The organism is Phytohabitans sp. LZ39 (genome assembly GCF_059359075.1).
The window spans coordinates 74,047-92,433 of record NZ_JCADBM010000032.1; the positions used below are offsets into that span (position 1 = coordinate 74,047).

Here is an 18,387-nt window from a genome sequence, read left to right on the forward strand (position 1 = left end):
CAACCTCAGGGCATGCGGGCTAGCATGCGGCCGACAAGGTCAGGGGTTGGGTCGACTTCGATGAGATGGCGATCGTCGGCCGGCTGGTCGTCGACGGGCGGCGAGTCAGTCATCAGGCACTCCAGGGCGAAGGCCCGCATGACGCTGTGTAGGACGTAGCGATGTTCCGCCGAAGTGCCAGCGCTCAGCACCTGGACGAAGTGAGCGTCGGCGAGCCGCAGCAAAGCCAGCTCGGCCGTCACGGGGTCCACCAGAAGCACGCGTGCAGCGTCCCGGGCGCTGAACTGATCGTCCCGGAGCATCAAAAGCAGCCGGAAGGCGCGCTGATCCTGCTCGCTCAACTTCCGGTAGCTGCTCGCCAGCGCGGCGTGCAGGTCCAGCCCCACGGTGGACAGCGCGGACAACGGCCGGGCCTGGAGTGTCTGGGACAGCGTGGCCAGAAAAGCGCCCAATCGCATGCCGGGGAAGGCGGTGAGGCGCTGCCCGATCAGGCGTAGAGCCAGAGGCAGGCCGCCCATCATCCGGACGATCTCAATAGCGGCCGCCGGCTCCGCGGCCACCCGTTGTTCGCCGAGTATCCGTGCGAGCAGCTTGCGGCCGTCCTCGACATCGAACGGAGCGAGCTCGGAGGTCTCCACACCGGGAAGCCCGTACAGCGGCAACCGGCTGGTGACGATGACGGCGCATCCGGCGCCACTGGGCAGCAGTGCCTGGACCTGATCGGCCGACGCCGCGTCGTCCAAGACCACGAGTGCGCGCCGGTCGGCGCTCCACGTCCGCAGTGCCGCCGTGCGCTCCGCCGCGCAGGCCGGTACGTCGGTGGCGGCCATCCCACACCCCCGCAGGAACAACGCGGCGAACTCGGAGGCGCCGCCGGGAGTAGCGTCGGTGCCGCCGAGGCGGGCGAAGAGCTGCCCGTCAGGGAACGAATCCCGGACCGCGTGGGCCAGGTGCACCGCGGCGGCGGTCTTGCCCACACCTGGCATGCCGCGAATCGACAGGATTGGGATCGCACCCCGCCGCTGGTTGTCGGTTAGCCGAGCTTCCGCGCTACGCAGAAACGTTTCCCGCGCGGTGAAGTCCGGGATGTCTCTGGGCAGCTGCGCCGGCGGGGTCGCCCGCGGCGATGTGAGAACACGCGGGCGGATGGCCGGTTCGAGCACCGCGTCGGCGGATACCAGCGCGCGCTGGAGCCGTTGCACAGTCCGCCCGGGCTCTATGCCAAGCTCCTCGACGAGCCGCCGGCGGAGCACCTGGTACGTGTCCAGAGCCTCGTTGCGCCGACCTGAGCGGTGGAGGGCGAGCATCAGCTTGGCGTGGAAGCCTTCGTGGAATCGTTGATCCCCAACGATGGCTCTGAGCTCACCGATCACCTCCTGGTGGCGTCCTAGCAGCAGGTCGGCTTCGATGCGCATGTCCAGCGCCCGAAGTCGGCCCTCTTCCAACCGGGTGACGTGCCCGGTCAAGAGCTCGCCACAGCGGATGTTCGCCAGTGCCCTACCGCGGTACAGCGACAGGGCGTTTCCGAGATGCTCGCGTGCTCTGGCGGCGTCGTCGTTGGAGAGCGCGGTGCCGCCATCGGCCACGAGCCGTTCGAAGACGGTCACGTCGATCTCCTCGGCGGGCACCTGCGCTACGTATCCGTGCTGCCGAGTCTGGAGAAACCTCGTCGCATCCGCTGGAACCTCGGCAAAGAGCTCCCGGCGCAGTTCGTACACATAGGTGTGTAGGGCGGCGGCGGCGTTCCTAGGTGGACGGTCGGCCCAGACCTCGTCGACGAGCGCCTCCAGGTGAACGACTTCGTTGCACCGGAGCGCGAGCACGGCGAGGATCTGGCGGAGTTTCGGTGCGCTGGGAGTGACGTCGCGGCCGGCGACGAGCACGCTGAAGTCACCGAGCACCTGGATCCGCACTCCGATGTCCATCCCGCCCGATCTGCGATCCATGTCTCGCCCCTGGCCTAGAGCGGCGACCAGCCGCGCACGGCGTGAGGAGCGGATACCGCCCTCACCTCTCCGGACAGGGCTCAACGTAGCGGCCGAGGCGGCCGCCTGGACTAGGGGCATCACCAGGGCGGGCCTGAGCCGTTCCTGATCGGCGCCTGATCCTGTGGGGCCACAATGTTGGCGCCTGGCCGGCCCGATGGCCACAGTCTGCTCACCCGCACGGGGGAGGAAAGAATGAGCGTCGCGTTCACGCTCGCACGTGACCTCATGGCGTGCCGGATCGTCGACCTGTCCTGCGACGTCACCGTCCACGAGAAGGGGCCGTTCGAGACGCGCATCGACGTGGTCGAGGCCGCCGACGGCGCGCGGATCTTGTGTGAACGCATGGTTGGCCACATCGTTCCCGAGGCGATGGGACGGCTGCACGCCGACGACTTTCCGGATGCCGCCTTCCTGCGGCATGAGATGGTCAGCGCCTCCGCACACGCTGGATCGCACATCGACGCGCCTGGCCATTACGGTCCACCCGAGGACGGCAGCCGCGGCCATATCAACGACGCGCCGCTCGAGGCCTTTGTCGGCCCGGGCGTGACGCTCGATGTCACCGGCATATCTGGCTGGCAGGTCGAGCTTCGACACATCAAGGCGGCGGCGGAGGCCAGCGGAGTTGCCGACTACGACGGTGCCATCGTCTTGATCCACACCGAACGCGACAAGGCGATCTCCGCGGAAGTCGTCGAGGAGCTCGTGGATCGAGGAGTCCGGGTGATCGGCACCGATGCCGACGGGTTCGACGGCTCCTTCGACAAGATCATCAGACGCTTTCTCGCGACCGGTGACCGGGCGACCCTGTGGCCGGCGCACATGATCGGCCGGCGGCGGCCCTACTACCAGATCGAACGCTTGCGGAACCTCCAGGCGCTGCCCGCGACAGGGTACGTCGTCATGGCGCTGCCGGTGCTGATCGAAGGAGCCACCGCCGCCTGGACACGCGCCGTCGCGTTCGTCCCGGCCGACATGTCCACCGAGGACAGGACGCCTGAGTAGTCAAACGCGGATGTGTTCGCTTCGTAGCCCGGCGGTGATGACACGGCCGGTGAGGCGGCGGAAGAGTCGGGTGGCCACCGGCAACGGTAGGTCCACCTCGTTGTCGAAGTCCAATGTGGTCGGCAGCGCGGCGAGTCGCTCCGGGTCCAGGAGGTCGGGCACCTCGACGATGTCCCGCTGTACCAACCGCTGCACCGCCTGAGTGAGGATGGTGGGTAGCTGCCGTCTCCGCTTGACGCGGGCCAAATCGCGCTCGGTGACCCGGCCCCGCAGGAGTGGGCCGGCGACGGCGTTCGCGGCTGCGACCGCGTCGTGCACGGCCATGTTGACCCCGAACCCCGCGACCGGCGACGACGCGTGCGCGGAGTCACCGATGCACAGGAAGCCTGGCCGGTGCCACTTGGTGAGGCGATTTACCTGCACCTCGAGGAAGCCGACTAGATCCCAGGACTGCAACTCGTCCACGCGAGAACCGAGGAACGGCAGCGCATGCCGCAGGATCGTGCGGAGGGCGCCGACGTCGTGAACGCGCAGCTTCTGGTAGGTGCCTTTCGGCACCACGTAGCCGACCTGCCAGTACGAACCGCGCTGGACCATGGCGAAGACGTAACCCGGCACGAGCCGCACGAAGGTCTCTTTCGGGTCCGTCGGCAGGCGCGAGATTCGAAACCACAAAAGGTCCATGGGAGCGCCGAAGTCCTTGGGGACGAGGCCGGCGCAGGTGCGCATCCGTGACCGGCGGCCGTCCGCGGCGACGGTCAACGGAGCGGTGAGGTCGCGGAGCCCGTCCGGGGTCTGGTACCGGACCCCACAGATGGCGCCCTCGTCACTGAGTAGGTCGACTCCCTCGGCTTGCATGAGTAGGCGGAAGTTGGGGTATCGCTTCGCTTCCTCGGTGAGCAGGTTTAGGAAATCCCACTGCGGCACGTAGGTCACGTAGGGGTACTTCGCCTTCGGGTTGGCGAAGTCGGTCAGCGGCAGCACACCGTCGTTCGTCACGATCTTGATGGCGAGGTCGCGCTGTAGCGGCAGCTCGAGGTAGCGGTCGATCAGGCCGAGCTCCTCGAGCACGCCGAGGGTGGGTGGGTGGATCGCGTCGCCGCGGAAGTCGCGGAAGAAGTCCTGGTGCTTCTCCAGGACCGTCACGTCGATGCCGGCCCGTGCCAGTATCAGTCCAAGGATGGCGCCGGCTGGGCCACACCCGACGATGCAGCAGTCGACCCGACCCTCCTCGACGGTCATCGCGGTGCGTCCGGAACGACCGCCTCGACGAAGGACAGAAATGTCCCGGTGGGCCGGACGCCGACGAAGCTTAGCCCAGACCGTTCGAACAAGCCGCGCACCTGGGCGCTGGTGTGCTTGTGTCCGGCGCCGTTGAGTAGCAGTAGCAGATCGAGCGCCGTGGTCACCTGCGGCTCCGGGTTGTGATCGGCAAGGGTTTGGATAACCAGCACGCGGGCGCCGGGGCGGGCGCTGGTGGCGACGTTGCGCAGGGTGGCGATTGACGAGTCGTCGTCCCACTCCAGCACGTTCTTCAACAGATAGACGTCGGCGACTACCGGCACCTCTGCCCGGCAGTCCCCGCCGAGGATCTCGACGCGGTCGGCGAGGGGTCCGGTGCGCAGGTCGGCGTGAGCGCCGGCGACCACCGGCGGCAGGTCGAACAGGACGCCTCGTATCTCCGGGTATTGCTCCAGGATCGTCTTGAGGAGGTGTCCCTGGCCACCGGCGATGTCCGCGACCACCCTGGCATCTGAGAGGTCGAGCGACCGCGCGACCGCTGCGGAGGTGTGGTTGCTGGCTTGGTTCATGCCGCGGCTGAGCAGCATGCCGGCAGCCGGGTCGTCCTGGTGGATGTAGTCGAACACGTGCTTGCCATATATCTGCGGGAACACCGCCTCCCCGGTGCGGATCGACTCGTCGAGCCGCGGCCACAGCGGCCACAGCAACGGGTGGCCGATCCACTGCACGAGGTAGCTCACGCTGTTGGGGTCGTCGTCGCGGAGTAGGCGGGACACCTCGTTGTGGCGGTACCGGCCGTCCGGCGTGCGGGTGAAGACACCCCTGCTCTGAAGAGCGTCCAGCAGCCGGCCGAGCGTCTCCGGCTCAGCGCCGACCTTGTTGGCTAGCGCCTCCGCGGTGGCCGGCTCGTCGCCGACCACGTCCGGCAGACCGAGCCGGATGGCGGCGACCAGCACACTGGTGGAGACCATGCCCCAGGCGCACTCCTTGATCTTCTGGACGGCCTGAAGCTCCGGCGACAAGACGAACTCATCCACGTCCGCTCCTCTGCGGTCGGCGTCGCCCCAGCATGGCCGTAGTCGCTCAGGAACCGGTCAGGATCGCCCACCACGTGGCCTGAGCGGTTCCTGAGCGGAGTCCAGGACCATGCGGCCATAGACCTGTCGGGGTCGCTTCCTGCTGGATGCCACCGAGACAAGCCGAGGAGACGGATGATGGGACAGGGCAAGCTCGACGGTCGCGTGGCGATCGTCACGGGCGCCGCCGCGGGGATCGGCCAGGCGGCCGCGATCGCGCTCGCCGCGGAGGGCGCGGATGTGACGCTGGCCGACGTGGCGGATTGCGGCGAAACCGCCCGGCAGATCACTGACCTCGGACGGCGGGCGCTCACGGTGAAATGCGACGTCGCACACGGCGCCGAGGTCCGGTCCATGGTGGACCAGACTCTGGAGACCTTCGGGAGGCTGGACTGCGCCTTCAACAACGCCGGCACCGCCGGCGTCGCCGACCAGGTCGTGCACGAGGCCGACGAGGACGACTGGGACGAGGTGCTGGCGACCAACCTCAAGGGCGTGTGGCTGTGTATGAAGTATCAGTTGCCGCCGATGCTCGCACAGGGCCGCGGATCGATCGTCAACGGAGCGTCGGCCGCGTCCATGATCGGCATCGCCAACAACGGCGCGTATATTGCCAGCAAGCACGGGATCATAGGCATCACCAAGACCGCCGCACTCGAGTACGCGGCCCAGGGAATCCGGATCAATGCGCTTTGCCCAGGACCTACCCGCACCGCGATGATGCAGCGGTTCCTGCCCGTCCTACCGGACGGGACCCCGGTGGACGAGTCCATCTACGCGAACATGGTTCCCGTTGGACGCATGGCAGATCCTCCGGAAATCGCGCACGCCGTCGTCTGGCTGTGCACGGACGATTCGACCTACATGACAGGGCACGGCTTCGTCATCGACGGAGGCCTGCTCGCCCGCTGAAGCCGGTGCGGCCTAGGGTTTTCCCGATTATCCGCCCGATGGCGGCTTCGTAGCCTGACCGCACAAAGCCCGACCAGGACGGGAGGTGCCCGTGCAGGCATCGGCCGAGATCTTCCAGACGCTGCTGGCCTACAAGAAGAGCGCCCTGCTCCGCACCGGAATCGAGCTCGGCGTCTTCGCCCGCCTCGCGGAGCAGCAGGCGACCGCCGACGAGGTCGCCCGGGACCTCGAGCTGGCACCCAGGGGGTCCCGGCTGCTGCTCAACGCGCTTGTTGCCATCGACGTCCTGGAGGAAGCGGACGGCGTCTACCGCCTCGCGCCCTTGGCCGCCGAGACCTTGGATCCCACGCGCGACGGGTACCTCGGCGAGCTGAGCCGCATCCTCACCAGCCGGTGGGAGTGGGAGGCGATGGGCCGGCTGCCGGAGGCGGTGCGGCGCGGCGGCCCGGTCATCGCGGAGAACGCGGAGCAGCTGAACTACGGCTATTACGAGGAGTTCGCCACTCACGCCAGCGCGGTGACCAAGCCAACGGTGGCCCGGTTGACCGGCACCATCTACGACTGGGCGGCGCAACGCGAGCGTCTGCACGTCCTGGACCTGGCCTGCGGGCACGGGAAGTATGGGTTCACGATCGCGCAGCAGCACCCACAGGCGCGGGTCTGGTCCGTGGACAGCGCGCGGGTCCTCGAGATCGCGCAGAAGCACGCGGCCAGGCTGGGGGTCGCGGACCGGGTGGAGACCATCGCTGGCGACATGTTCACGCTCGACCTCGGCGGACCCTACGACCTCGTGTTGATCACAAACGTCCTGCACCACCACACCCCCGAGCGCGCCACGGAGCTCTTGCGGCGGGTCGCGGCGGTCACCAACCCTGGCGGAAAGCTGATCCTGGTCGGTATCACCGCCGACGACGGTCCGGTCCGGGACAGCCCAGAGGCTCATCTGTTCTCGCTGCTGATGCTCGTGTGGACGGAGAATGGCGAGGCGCATTCCGCCGGCACCTACCGGCGGATGCTCTCCGCCGCCGGGTACAAGGACATGCGACTGCATCGACAGGCCGAGATACCCATGCGCATCATCGTCGCGGACCGCGCGTGACTTCGAACCTGCTCCCCGGTTAGGGATCTACCCCTCGGCGCCACCTGCGACCGGTGCCGCCTCGGCGGTACCGGTCGCGCCTTCGCGCCGGTCTTGCCGGCTCGGCAGCACCAGCGCGGCGACCAGTCCGATGAGGACGAAGACCGCGGTCACGGCGAACGCGACCTGGAACCCTTCGGTGAGGGCTGAGCCGGTTGGAGCGGCGGCGTTCTCGCGTGCGAGCAACTCCTCTGTCCGCGAGACGGCGACGGTCGAGGCGATGGCGATGCCGAGCGCGGCGCCGATGTTGAACGCGGTGTCGACCAAACCCGAGGCGAGCCCGGACTCCTGCTCGTGCACGCCGGTGAGCGCGGCTATCTGGGCGGCGACGAACGCGGCTCCCAGCCCTGGGCCGAAGACGAGCATCGCCGCGAGCAGATCGTCGACGTAGCTGCCCTCGGCGGAGATTTGCGTCAGGAGAAGGCAGCCACCCCCGACGAGCAGCATGCCCGCGAGCATCACCGGCCGCAGGCCTATCCGCGTCACCACCGCCTGCCCGGTGAGCGCACCGACGATCGCCATGCCGGTCATCACCGCAGTCATGAGGCCGAACTGGACGGCCGAGTATCCCAGTACCTGCTGGGCGTAAAGGGTAAGGATGAAAAGAGCGCCGTCGACAGCCATGCCGACCGCGAAGATGGCCACGTTGCCGCCCACCACCGTCCGGGATCGGAAGATACGCAGCGGTAGGAGTGGCGCGGCCGAACGCGACTCGATCAGCACGAACAGCGCGGCCAGCGCGGCCGCCGTGAAAAGCATGCCGATGGTGCGCAGGTCCGTCCAGCCGGTCGACGGAGCCTTGACGACGGCGTACACCACTAGCGTGAGCGCAGCCGTGATGGTGAAGGCGCCGCCCGGGTCGTAGGCCCGTGGCCGTCTCCGGTCGCTGCTTTCCCGAAGCAGCACCGGGCTCAAGGCCAACGCCACGAGGCCGACCGGGACGTTGATGAAGAAGATCCACTCCCAGCCGAGCCCCGAGGTGACGCTGCCACCCACCAACAGGCCGGCGGTGGCGCCGATCCCGCCGAGCCCACCCCAGACGCCCAGGGCGGTGTTGCGTTCCGGTCCCTCCGGAAAGGTGGTCATCACGATGGCGAGGGCGCTCGGGGCCAATACCGCGGCGGCCATACCCTGTAGGGCGCGAGCGCCCACGAGAACACCGCCGGACCAGGCGAGGCCACACAACAGCGACGCGGCGACGAACAGGACCATACCGACCATGAAGACCCGGCGCCGCCCGAGCAGGTCGGCCAGGCGGCCGCCGAACAGCATGAGGCCGCCGAAGGTCAGCGCGTATGCGGTGATCACCCATTGCACGCCACCAGTGGAAAGCCTCAGGTCCTGCTTCATCGAGGGCACCGCAGTCAGCACAATGGTCCCGTCCAGGATGATCATCAGGAACGCGATGCCGAGCAGGGCCAGAGCCTTCCACCGTCGGGGGTCGAGCGCGTCACCCGCCGTCCCGGCTGCCGAGCCTGACCGTCCGCCGACCGGTTCGCCGTCCATGCGCTCTCCTCCGCTTTGCCACACATGCCTCCAGGACCCTCGCACCTGCAACCGATACGGCAGCTCAACGGCCCACGCACCGGGGGTTACCCCAGGGCAGCCGGCTCCGCCGGCCGCTACGCTTCCGCCGCGCCCATGGGTACGAGACTTCAGGCGAGGCGGTGGTGGCGATGACGGCGGTGCGCTTCTACAGGCGGCCGACCGCGTTCCGCCGGCGGGTCTACGACCCGGCAATGCGCTGGCTCATCCTGCGGTTCGGGTTCGGCGGCTTCATGGACCGGGGTGGCCTCGACAGCGTCCAAGTGCTCGCCGTACGCGGCCGCCGCTCGGGTCGCTGGTACGAGCGCCCGGTGGGTATAAGCGTGTCCAACGGAAACCGGCACGTCGTCGGCTTCTATGGCCAGACGGAGTGGGCCCGAAATCTTCGTGCCGGCGCGGAGGCAGAGCTCCGCACGAAAGGTCGGGCAGTACCCGTCCGGGCGGTGGAGTTGGCCGGCGACGAGAAAGTGATCTTCATGCGCGACCTGGTCGCTCGCTACCACTTCTTCGCAAGGGCCTGGCTCAAGGTGAATCCGAAACGGATGACGGACAAGGACCTGAGCCGGCTGGTGACCAACTATCCCGTCTTCCGGATCGAGGATCGCGCGACGCCATAGCGTGCCCGCCCTAGGGTTTGCACCGGTCAATGGCGCGCGCCACGGCCCCTATCCTCGCCACGTCGGTGCCGCAAATATCTCAAAGGGATACGCAGCTGCGAGCGGGAGCACACATGAAGATTGTCAACGCCAAAGACGTGCCTACGGACATCGTTCGGGAGCCGGGCGCGAAGCAGGTGGTCATCCGGCGGGTCATCGACACGCCCGACGGCGCCGACCGCTTCCTGATGAGCATCTTCGAGCTGTCGCCCAACGGAGCCACGCCACCGCACCACCATGAGTGGGAGCACGAGATCTACGTTCTCAGCGGCAGCCTGCGCGTCGAGCTCCCCTCGGAGAACCGCGCGTACGCGCTGCGTAAGGGTGATGTCGTCTTCATCCCCCGCGGCGAGGCCCACGGGCTCGCCACCGGCCCCGACGAGCGAGCCGAGCTGCTGCTGGTCGCACCCGCCGAGCGCCCGCCGACCCGCAGCGTCTTCCTGTCGGAGGAGCCGTACGAGTACGACGAACGACTGGCCGAGACATCCGCGCAGGACGATGCCTCGGGTGCCGCCGTTACGGCTGGCTGGCCGTCGCAGGAGACCGTCCGGTTGCACCGCCTCATGTTCAGCTACCTCTCCTCGAAGGCCCTGTTCTCGGCCGTCGAACTGGGATTGTTCGACGCGCTGGAGGAGCGACCGGGCACCGCCGCGGAGATCGGCAACCGCGTCGGCCTGCCGGACCGCTCCGCGCGCATGCTGCTGATGGCGCTGCACGGCGAGCGCCTGGTAGACCGTGACGCCGACGGCGTGTTCCGCAACGCGCCGGTCGCGAGCCGGCACCTCGTCAGCAGCGCACCCGAGTACATGGGTGCACTCGTCGCTCACCAGGACGCGCACTTCGGCCGCTTCGCGCAGCTGACGAAGGCGTTGCGGGACAACGCCCCCATTCGCCTGGACGGCGACAAGGACCACCCCGCGTTCGGCGGTCCGGTGGGCTTCGCCCGGATCACTCGCGCGGCGTCGCTGATGATGGCCGGCGGCCTTGCCGAGCACACCTCCCTGAAGGGGCACCACCACCTGGTGGATCTGGGCTGCGGTTCGTGCGCGTACTCGATCGCCCTCGCCCAGGCCAATCCGGACCTGCGGGTCACGGCGGTCGATCGACCGGCGGTGTGCGACCTCGCCCGCGAGAACGTCGCGGCGGCCGGTCTCAGTGACCGGATCACCGTGCGGCCCGGTGACATCTTCACCGACACGTTCCCCGACGGCGACGTGGTACTGCTGTCCAATGTGGTGGAGGGCTTCGACCCCGAGCGGGCCCAGGCGTTGATCCAGCATGTGTACGGCTGGCTGCCGCATGGTGGCGAGGTGGTCATCCACGCGCACATGTGGGAGCACGGCGAGACGCCGTTCCCGTACACCATCGGGCTTATCCTCGTGGTCAACAACACCATGGGTGGCGAGCCGTACGGCGCCGAGGTGACCCGCGAGTGGCTGGAGCAGGCCGGATTCCGTCCGCAGCCGACGATTGCGGTGTCGCCGATCTCGGCCGTCGCTCGGGCCGTCAAAGAGTAGGCCAGGGGCAGCACTCTCTCCCGCCCCGGCGGCATCCGGTCGCCCCTCCCCCGAGGGCGACCGGATGTTGCTATGGGTGCCTACCGTCCGGAGGCTGGCGCGCCGCGACCCGAAACTCCGGCGCGACGTGCACGCGCCGAAGGCCCAGCGCGGTGATCCGGCTGCGGAGCGCGCAGAACCCGGGCAGGTTGAGCAGCTTCGGGCCGATCCGTTGCCCGAGGCCGCGAATGCCGTCAGGCTTGTCGCCGGCGGCCGCTACGTAGCCCTTCGTCAGGCGGCTTTGAAGCAGCTGCATGATGCGCACTTGCCACTGCCGCTCCCGTTGCACGCCAGCGAGGTCGCGTGTGGTGACGTCGCCGCGCCTGATCGGTTCGGTGAGGCGGTTGGCCGCGACCACCGCGTCCTGGATAGCGAAGTTCACGCCCGTGCCGCCGATCGGAGACATGGCGTGGGCGCAGTCGCCGATACACAGCAGTCCTGGACGGTGCCACCGCCGAAGCCGGTTGGTCTGTACGGAGAGCAGATGGATCTGATCCCATGTCTCCAATGCCCCGACGTGGTTGGCCAGATCGGACATGACCTCGGCGATGGCGTCGCGGAAGGCGTCCACGCCGGCGGCGCGAACGACATCGGCCGCTCCCTTCGGAATCATGCAGGCCGCCTGCCAGTAGTCCCCCCGGTCGAGGCGGGCCATGGCCCAGCCGGCGCCGAGGTGAATATCGATCGCGTCGCTCGCCTCGTCTGTCGCGCGGCGCGGCAACCGGAACAGCATCATGTCGATCGGCGGAGCGGTGGCGACGACCGGCAGTGCCGCCTTGTCCCGTAGCAGGGACGTGCGACCGTCCGCCGCGACGGTCAACGCCGCCTGTACCACGCCTTCTTCGTCGCCACTCCGGAAGCGCACCCCTTGGACGACGCCGTCTTGCTCGATGATGTCCGTCGCCTCTGCGCCCGTCAGCAAGCGGAAACCTGGTTCGAGCGCCGCCTCGGCCGCCAGGAAGGTAAGGAAGTCCCACTGTGGCACCACCGCGACGAACGGGAACCTCGTCCGCACGAGGCTCAGGTCGGCGAGCGTCATGGTGCCCGACGCAGTATGCGCTTTCACAGCGCGGACGCGACGTGGGCTCAGCGCGAGGAACTCTTCGGCCAGACCTATCTCGTCGAGGATCTCTATGGTGGCCGCCGCGATGTCGTCGCCGCGGAAGTCGCGTAGGAAGTCGATGTGTTTCTCCAGCACCACGACGTCGACTCCGCGGCGCGCCAGGAGAAGCCCCAGCATCGCTCCGGCCGGGCCACAGCCCACGATGCAGCATTGGGCTTCTATGTTCAGGCTCATCGTGCAACCCCCGGCCCGGGCGCTGAATGGTCGCGGCGAGCATAATGAGCCAGCGAGTGGACCCCACCGGTAGAAACCCCAGTGTTGCTGGGGTTCGCCGTCGATAGCCTGCGTCCATGGGACAGCCAACGTTTTCTCCAACCGCGGCTCCTGGTCAGGAGCCGCCCCCGTTGCAGGTCATGCGGCTCGGCTTGGGATACCAGACCACCGCCTTGGTCTTCGTCATGACCCGGTTGGGCATCGCCGACCACATCGCTGACGGCCCGGTGAGCAGCACGGAACTGGCCAAGCTGACCGGTGCGCATCCGGAGTCTCTGCTGCGCTTCCTGCGCGCCGCCGCGGCATTCGGCCTCTGCCAGATCGTCGACTCGGACAAGTTCGGCCCGTCGCCGTTGAGTGAGTGTCTGCGGTCCGGTCCCAAGTCCCTACAGGGTTTCGCGCTCGGAATGGGCCAGGCGGGCCACCTTCGGCCGTTCGAGCACTTGTACACGGGTGTCATGGAGAACCGGTCGGTTGCCCAGGACGCACTGGGCATGCCGATGTGGGAGTACTACGACGCCCATCCCGAGACGAAGGCGACGCTGACCGCGCACCTCGACGAGGTGACGGCGATGGTAGCCCCACTTGTCGCGCAGAACTTCGACCTGTCCCGGTTCAAGCGCATCGTCGATGTGGGCAGCAACCAGGGCCACTTCCTCTCCGCCATCCTGGCGGCCGCTCCGCACGCCACCGGCGTGCTGTTCGACCGGCCGGAGGTGATGGACGAGGCCCGTCGCACGATGGCGGAGAAAGGCCTGATCGACCGCGTCGAGCTCATCGGCGGCGACTTCCGCGAGGAGGTGCCCGCCGGCGGCGACCTGTACCTGCTCAAGGGCATCATGCACGACTGGGACAACGAACCGGCCGGGCGGATCCTGGCCAACTGTCACCGCGCCTCCCAGCCGGGCAGCTCGTTGCTCTCGCTCGAGGGCATCGTCCGCGACGAGCCGCCGCTCGACCCGATGGTGCACCTCATCGACCTGGCCATGCTGCTGCTGGTCGGCGGTCGCGAGCGGACCCGCAAGGAGTTCGACCAGCTCTTCGGCGGCGCTGGCTACCGCATCGAGCAGGTCGTGCCGCTGCCGATGCTCGCCTACTTCCCGTACCACATCATCGAGGCGCGCCGACAGTAGGTTGACTCGCCGGTCCGGGCCCCGAGACTCGCGCGGTGTCCGGACCGGCGTTTCACACGCGGTCGCGCTACATGAAGTTGCGGGTGTGCAAGGCCGACAGTGCTTCGGCCTCGTCGGCTGGGAAGCCGAGCCGCTCCAGGCGTCGCCGCCGGCCCTGGTCCATGTCGTGTTCCAGCCGCTGCACCCGCGCGTACCCCGACTCGAGCTGCTCGGTGCTCCACCCGCCGGCCGCCAGAAGTAGGAGCGCGTCGAACACATCCGCGTTGAGCCCAGCGGTGTCGCGCAGCGCGTCGTATCGGCGTTCGATCGCGGCACGGAGGCGGCCGCGCAGCTTCGGATCGGCCGCGGCGTGCTGCGCCAGATGCGCCACGCCAAAGAGGACGTGACGCCGCTCGTCCTGCATCGCGAGCCATGCCACCCGGCGGGTGACCGGGTCGGGCGCGTGGTTTTCCAAGAACGCCAGCAGGTTGACGAAGCTGCCCTCCCCCAGTACCGATAGCAGGAACGACGCCAACGCGAAGTCCGACTCCTCGACGAGCGCGAACAGCGACGCGCGGCCGCCTGCGGACGAGGTACCCATCTGGGTGTGCCGGAGCAGCGCCCGCCGGGTGAAGATCTCCATGTGCCGCGCTTCGTCGGCGACCTGCACGGCGAGCAGCTGGACGACCTCGCGAAAGTGTGGATGGATCTGGCCGAGGAACCGGGCGGGCACGATCAGGGCGGCCTGCTCGTTTTCCGTCAGGTAGGTCATCACCTGGACGACTGCCGCCTCGACCTCGTCGGGCTGCTGGAACGGCTCGTCCCATGGCACCGCGGTGGCCGGATCCCACTGTCGAGCCGCGGCGTGCGCGTACAGCCGTGGGGCGACGTCGGCCCAGAGCAGGTCGCGGTCGTCGAGGTCGAACCGCGGTTCGGGACCGCCGGCCTCGACGAGGGCGCCCCTCGGCGCGAGGCCCCAGCGGGCAGGTGGGCGCCGGACGACTCTGTCCGGCGCCCCCGCACGGGTGGCGCCGAGCCAACGGCGATCGTCGCGGTCGCCACGGACGACCACGGCGACCGGGAGTTCCGCCGTCGCGGGCTCAGGCGACTCCAGTCGGTGGCCTTCCGCGCGGCACCAGGCGCCAAGGTGAACCGCGAGGGCCGGTGCACGGCCGTATACAGCCAGCCGCGTACCTGCTGGCAGCGGCGCGAGCGCGCGGCGCAGGAGCAGGTGTGCCCCGCGATCCAACCCGAGTCCGCCCAGGTCGAGCCGCTGCTCGATCACGGCCGATAGCCGGCGGCAGTGAGCTGTCCGGCGGGTCCGTAAAAGGCGAGGCGATCCGTCGCGGTCTCGAGGACCTCGTAGCCGGACAGCCGCCCTTCCACCCAGGAGTGCAGCCCTTCCAAATCAAGCAGGGGACGCAATCGCTCGTCGCCGTAGTCCATGCCCAACAGCAGATCGCCGAACCGTTCCACGAGGTCGGCTGGAGCAGCGTCGACCACCGTCATGTTGCAGTGGTCGTAGGGGCCCATTTGGCCGATGACCCGGGTGCCGCCAGTGCTCAGCGTGCCCTCGCGCAGGAGCGTCAGGTGTGTCGCGTCGAGCAGGCAGACGGCGTCGACCTCGCCTGCGGCGAGAGCACGGGCGGCGTCACGTTCCCCGCCTATGTGGTCGCCGTGCAGGCCGACACCGACGTCGTAGCGGCGCACTGTGACGTCGACGCCGAGCTCGGCCAGGCTCGCCAGCGGGATGAGCGTGGCCTGTGGCGAGTCGACCGCGCCCGTGGCGACGGTGCAGCCGGCCAGGTCGGACAGCTTCTCGGCTGTGCTGTCCACCCGGACCACGACGACCGATATGAGATCGCGGTCGGTGTCCCGCATGACGAGCGGCCGGGCCACCTGACCGCGTGCGGCCGCGAGCCGGCGCGCTCGAACCCACGCCAACGGCGAGTTCCAGGCGGCGTGTGTCCGGCCGGCGACGAGGTCTTCCACCTGCCGTTCGTAGTTGGAGTACAGCACGAAGTCGAACGGCAGACCGTGGTCGACGAACCAGCGCCGGAACCCGGTCCAGATCGTCACGACCTTCGGGTCGTAGCAGACCGCTCCCATGACGAGCGCGCCGGCCATCAGGCACCGTCCAGCATCGGCATGCCGCAGCTTAGGCGGGCGACGAACTCGGTGAGATGGTCGGTCGTCGGGGCCATCACCCGGGCCGCGCGGGCGTCGCGGAACCTGCGCTCGACGCCGAGGTCCTTGCGGAACGCCGCGCCGCCACAGGCCTTCATCGCGAGGTCCGTCACCTCGATCGCGGTCTCGGCGGCCACCGCCTTGACCTCCAGCACCCGCAGGCCAGCGTCCTCCCGGCCGGCGTCCAGGGCCGTCACGGTGTCGGTGAGCATCGCCCGTGCCGCGTCCGTGCGGAGCCGCATCATGCCGATGTCACGGCGTACCAACGGCTGGTCCGCGAGCGTCTGGCCGAGGTGCTCCAGCCGCGCACTGGTCAGGTGGCTGATCGCCTCGCGCACGGCCGCTTCGGCCAGCCCGACGCTGAAGGCGGCGTTGAGCACCAGGAACCACGGCAGGGTCAGCTGCATCGCGACGTCCAGTCCGGCGCCATCGGCACCGAGCATGGCGGTCCGTGGCACGCGGGCGTTCTCGGCGTGTACCGGCCGCGATCCGTTGCCGCGCAGCCCGAGCCCGTCGAACGGGCCCGCCACCCTCACACCCGCCGTGGCGGCCGGCACCAACCACAGCGTCATCGGCCCGTCCGCGGCAAGCGGCTTGCTCGACCATACGTAGCTGTCCGCGTCGCCGGCGGATGTGACCCAGCTCTTGCGGGCGTTCAAGGCCACCTGGCCGTCCGCCGCTGCGCTGGCCGTACTCACCGGGGACCAGAAGTGGCTGCGTGACCCGGCTTCGGAGAACGCGAGCGTGCTCAGGTGCCGGCCGGCCGCGATCTGGCTCAGGACGTCACGGGGACCGTGCGCGGCGAGGACCGGTACGGCGGCGAAGTGCATCATCGTGACCATCGCGGTCGACCCGCACGCCTGGCTCAGCAGCTCGGTGATCACGGCGCCCTCAGCGAGGCCGAAGCCCAGGCCACCGTCCGCCTTGGGCACGGTCGCGCCGAGTACGCCCGCCTCCCCCAACGCCTCCATCGACTTGCTCGGGAAGGTGCCTTGTTGATCCACCAACTGCGCCTGAGGAGCGACGACGTTGGCGATAACCTCATCGAGCGCTTGCCACAACTGGTCGCTCACGGTCAGCTCCTTCCGGCACGGCCGGTCCACGTCGAGGGCAGCAGGACATCAGGCCGCTTACGCCGCGGCCCGAGGGATTCGGTGCCTCGATGCTAAGCCGTATCCAGGTCCGGATTGGCCACACGAACCATGGACATTGACGATGACTATCCAGTGCAGCACTTATGAATGCCAGCGGCCAGACAGCAGCTCACGGGAGGAGCTGCCGCCACAACCCGCGCTCCACTTCGGACAATGGTCGACCTGGAACGAGCCGCTCGGGATGGCCGGGAGCGGGCCCACATCCGGAGCCGTCGACGGACTGCCCGCGGTGCAGAAACTCGCCCATTGCGGCGGGGGTTGACCATGCCCCCACGTAGACCAGGCCGAGGTACAGGTGTTTTGCGGCGAGGAGGAAGAACCGTCGAAGCCGACGCATCGTCCCTCCTTGGGTTCTCGGCGGGTTGAGGCTCTACCGGCGGACGGCAATCGATGGCGCTGGCCAGACATCCGCCACCCGACTAGCCACGTCCTCGCCGTACGCACCGGCAAGCCGGTCGAGGAAGGGCCGCCGCCGCACTGCGTACTCCTGCGGGCCCGCCGCCTCCAGAACCCCGACGGCGAGCAGACAGTCGACCCGCGCCGCGTCCGGCAAAGGCAGGCCCCAGGACATCGCCGCGAAGAACCCGGCGCGGAACCCGTCGCCGACGCCGGTCGGGTCGAGCGCGGTGGAGGTGGGCACCGCGGGCACCTGGATCTCCGGCTCGCCACGCCGGCGGATACGGACGCCGTTCGCGCCGAGGGTGGTGACGAGGTGCCCTATCCGGTCCAGGATGTCGGCGGTCTAGAGGCCGGTCTTCGTCTTCAGCAGTGCCAGTTCGTACTCGTTGGTCAGTACATAGTCCGCGCCATCGATGAATTCCATGATCTCCGCACCCGACATCCGCGCCATTTGTTGGGACGGGTCGGCCGCGACCGCCACCGGATATTGGCGGCACGCCCGAGCGTGGCGCAGCATCGCGGCGGGTGCGTCCGCGCCGATGAGCACCAGGTTGGGCGGGGAGGCGGCCGCGAGCAGTGGGGTCAGGTCGATGTCGGCGGACTCTGTCATCGCACCCGCGTAGAAGGTCGCGATCTGGCACATGTCGATATCGGTTGTGCAGACGAACCGTGCGGTGTGTGCTGTCCGGCTGGTGTGCACCCAGGAGCAGTCCACGCCGTGAGCCTCCAGCCGGGCTCGGTAGTCGGCGAAGTCCTGTCCGACGGCGCCTATGAGCGTCGACCGGAGGCCCAGTTGCGCCATGCCGAAGGCGATATTCGCGGCGACACCTCCGTGGCGCTCGGTCAGTTCATCGGCGAGGAACGAGAGCGACACTTTCGCCAGCGCCTCGGGTACCAGCTGCTCGGCGAAGCGGCCGGGAAACCGCATCAGATGGTCGACGGCGATGGAGCCCGTGACGGCGACCGACATGTGCCCTCCTTTCACTCAGTAGCGGTAGTGGTCGGGCTTGTAGGGGCCCTCGATCGGCACGCCCAGGTACGAGGCCTGCTCCTTGGAGAGCTCGGTCAGCCGGGCACCCAG

16 protein-coding genes and 1 pseudogene are annotated in these 18,387 nt (G+C 68.7%); 6 read left to right on the forward strand and 11 right to left on the reverse strand.

Features of this window, described 5'->3' with window-relative positions; genetic code table 11:
• Positions 1-5: 5 nt before the first annotated feature.
• Positions 6-1,913, reverse strand: coding sequence for an AfsR/SARP family transcriptional regulator (locus AC5L36_RS40950; protein WP_441224207.1), 1,908 nt, complete (start codon positions 1,911-1,913; stop codon positions 6-8).
• Between the two features lie 267 nt (positions 1,914-2,180).
• Here AC5L36_RS40950 and AC5L36_RS40955 point away from each other — a divergent pair, with 267 nt between their 5' ends.
• Positions 2,181-2,993 (forward strand): cyclase family protein, encoded by an 813-nt coding sequence (locus tag AC5L36_RS40955; RefSeq protein ID WP_441224208.1) that lies wholly within the window; start codon positions 2,181-2,183, stop codon positions 2,991-2,993.
• Here the strand turns inward: AC5L36_RS40955 and AC5L36_RS40960 are convergent, their stop codons facing one another.
• Positions 2,994-4,235, reverse strand: coding sequence for an FAD-dependent oxidoreductase (locus AC5L36_RS40960; RefSeq protein WP_441224209.1), 1,242 nt, complete (start codon positions 4,233-4,235; stop codon positions 2,994-2,996). It abuts the gene before it with no gap.
• Positions 4,232-5,272, reverse strand: coding sequence for a methyltransferase (locus AC5L36_RS40965; protein WP_441224210.1), 1,041 nt, complete (start codon positions 5,270-5,272; stop codon positions 4,232-4,234). The genes AC5L36_RS40960 and AC5L36_RS40965 overlap by 4 nt, the downstream gene beginning before the upstream one ends.
• Before the next feature lie 177 nt (positions 5,273-5,449).
• Here AC5L36_RS40965 and AC5L36_RS40970 point away from each other — a divergent pair, with 177 nt between their 5' ends.
• Entirely contained in the window at positions 5,450-6,223 is a 774-nt protein-coding gene (locus tag AC5L36_RS40970; protein ID WP_441224211.1) for an SDR family oxidoreductase, read from the forward strand.
• 85 nt (positions 6,224-6,308) lie between these two features.
• The gene (locus AC5L36_RS40975) at positions 6,309-7,322 is read left to right on the forward strand and encodes a methyltransferase (RefSeq protein ID WP_441224212.1); all 1,014 of its coding nucleotides are present in this window, start codon (positions 6,309-6,311) and stop codon (positions 7,320-7,322) included.
• A gap of 27 nt (positions 7,323-7,349) precedes the next feature.
• On the opposite strand, the gene AC5L36_RS40980 is transcribed toward AC5L36_RS40975, so the two are convergent.
• Positions 7,350-8,867: an MFS transporter gene (locus AC5L36_RS40980; protein ID WP_441224213.1), complete on the reverse strand. Its 1,518-nt coding sequence runs from the start codon at positions 8,865-8,867 to the stop codon at positions 7,350-7,352.
• A 170-nt stretch (positions 8,868-9,037) separates the two neighbouring features.
• On the opposite strand from AC5L36_RS40980, the gene AC5L36_RS40985 reads away from it, so the two are divergent.
• Both AC5L36_RS40985 and AC5L36_RS40990 read left to right on the forward strand, forming a co-directional pair.
• Entirely contained in the window at positions 9,038-9,523 is a 486-nt protein-coding gene (locus AC5L36_RS40985) for a nitroreductase/quinone reductase family protein (RefSeq protein ID WP_441224214.1), read from the forward strand.
• A gap of 113 nt (positions 9,524-9,636) precedes the next feature.
• Entirely contained in the window at positions 9,637-11,079 is a 1,443-nt protein-coding gene (locus AC5L36_RS40990; RefSeq protein WP_441224215.1) for a methyltransferase, read from the forward strand.
• Between the two features lie 70 nt (positions 11,080-11,149).
• Here AC5L36_RS40990 and AC5L36_RS40995 read toward each other — a convergent pair whose 3' ends face one another.
• Positions 11,150-12,415 (reverse strand): FAD-dependent oxidoreductase, encoded by a 1,266-nt coding sequence (locus tag AC5L36_RS40995; protein ID WP_441224216.1) that lies wholly within the window; start codon positions 12,413-12,415, stop codon positions 11,150-11,152.
• 179 nt (positions 12,416-12,594) lie between these two features.
• Between AC5L36_RS40995 and AC5L36_RS41000 the strand changes: the two genes are divergently transcribed.
• Complete coding sequence (locus AC5L36_RS41000) at positions 12,595-13,587, forward strand: methyltransferase (RefSeq protein WP_494909636.1); 993 nt, start codon at positions 12,595-12,597, stop codon at positions 13,585-13,587.
• A 67-nt stretch (positions 13,588-13,654) separates the two neighbouring features.
• Here the strand turns inward: AC5L36_RS41000 and AC5L36_RS41005 are convergent, their stop codons facing one another.
• From AC5L36_RS41005 to AC5L36_RS41030, 6 genes and pseudogenes are all read right to left on the reverse strand, one after another.
• Positions 13,655-14,851, reverse strand: a complete 1,197-nt coding sequence (locus AC5L36_RS41005; RefSeq protein WP_441224218.1) for an amino acid adenylation domain-containing protein — start codon at positions 14,849-14,851, stop codon at positions 13,655-13,657.
• A complete protein-coding gene (locus AC5L36_RS41010; protein WP_441224219.1) occupies positions 14,848-15,693 on the reverse strand; it encodes a phosphate/phosphite/phosphonate ABC transporter substrate-binding protein in 846 nt (281 codons plus the stop codon). The genes AC5L36_RS41005 and AC5L36_RS41010 overlap by 4 nt, the downstream gene beginning before the upstream one ends.
• Entirely contained in the window at positions 15,693-16,826 is a 1,134-nt protein-coding gene (locus AC5L36_RS41015; RefSeq protein WP_441224220.1) for an acyl-CoA dehydrogenase family protein, read from the reverse strand. The genes AC5L36_RS41010 and AC5L36_RS41015 overlap by 1 nt, the downstream gene beginning before the upstream one ends.
• Positions 16,827-17,016: 190 nt before the next feature.
• Entirely contained in the window at positions 17,017-17,244 is a 228-nt protein-coding gene (locus AC5L36_RS41020; protein ID WP_441224221.1) for a DUF6059 family protein, read from the reverse strand.
• Between the two features lie 33 nt (positions 17,245-17,277).
• A pseudogene (locus AC5L36_RS41025) lies at positions 17,278-18,276 on the reverse strand (carbohydrate kinase family protein).
• Positions 18,277-18,291: 15 nt separating this feature from the next.
• On the reverse strand, positions 18,292-18,387 hold a 96-nt coding region (locus AC5L36_RS41030; protein ID WP_441222463.1), incomplete at its 5' end, for an adenosylhomocysteinase.

Coding starts and splice junctions, on each gene's coding strand:
- AC5L36_RS40985 (WP_441224214.1), top strand. CDS start 9,038: ATGACGGCGGTGCGCTTCTACAGGCGGCCGACCGCGTTCCGCCGGCGG.
- AC5L36_RS40980 (WP_441224213.1), bottom strand. CDS start 8,867: ATGGACGGCGAACCGGTCGGCGGACGGTCAGGCTCGGCAGCCGGGACG.
- AC5L36_RS40955 (WP_441224208.1), top strand. CDS start 2,181: ATGAGCGTCGCGTTCACGCTCGCACGTGACCTCATGGCGTGCCGGATC.
- AC5L36_RS41020 (WP_441224221.1), bottom strand. CDS start 17,244: ATGCGTCGGCTTCGACGGTTCTTCCTCCTCGCCGCAAAACACCTGTAC.
- AC5L36_RS40995 (WP_441224216.1), bottom strand. CDS start 12,415: ATGAGCCTGAACATAGAAGCCCAATGCTGCATCGTGGGCTGTGGCCCG.
- AC5L36_RS40990 (WP_441224215.1), top strand. CDS start 9,637: ATGAAGATTGTCAACGCCAAAGACGTGCCTACGGACATCGTTCGGGAG.
- AC5L36_RS41010 (WP_441224219.1), bottom strand. CDS start 15,693: ATGGCCGGCGCGCTCGTCATGGGAGCGGTCTGCTACGACCCGAAGGTC.
- AC5L36_RS41000 (WP_494909636.1), top strand. CDS start 12,595: ATGCGGCTCGGCTTGGGATACCAGACCACCGCCTTGGTCTTCGTCATG.
- AC5L36_RS40970 (WP_441224211.1), top strand. CDS start 5,450: ATGGGACAGGGCAAGCTCGACGGTCGCGTGGCGATCGTCACGGGCGCC.
- AC5L36_RS40960 (WP_441224209.1), bottom strand. CDS start 4,235: ATGACCGTCGAGGAGGGTCGGGTCGACTGCTGCATCGTCGGGTGTGGC.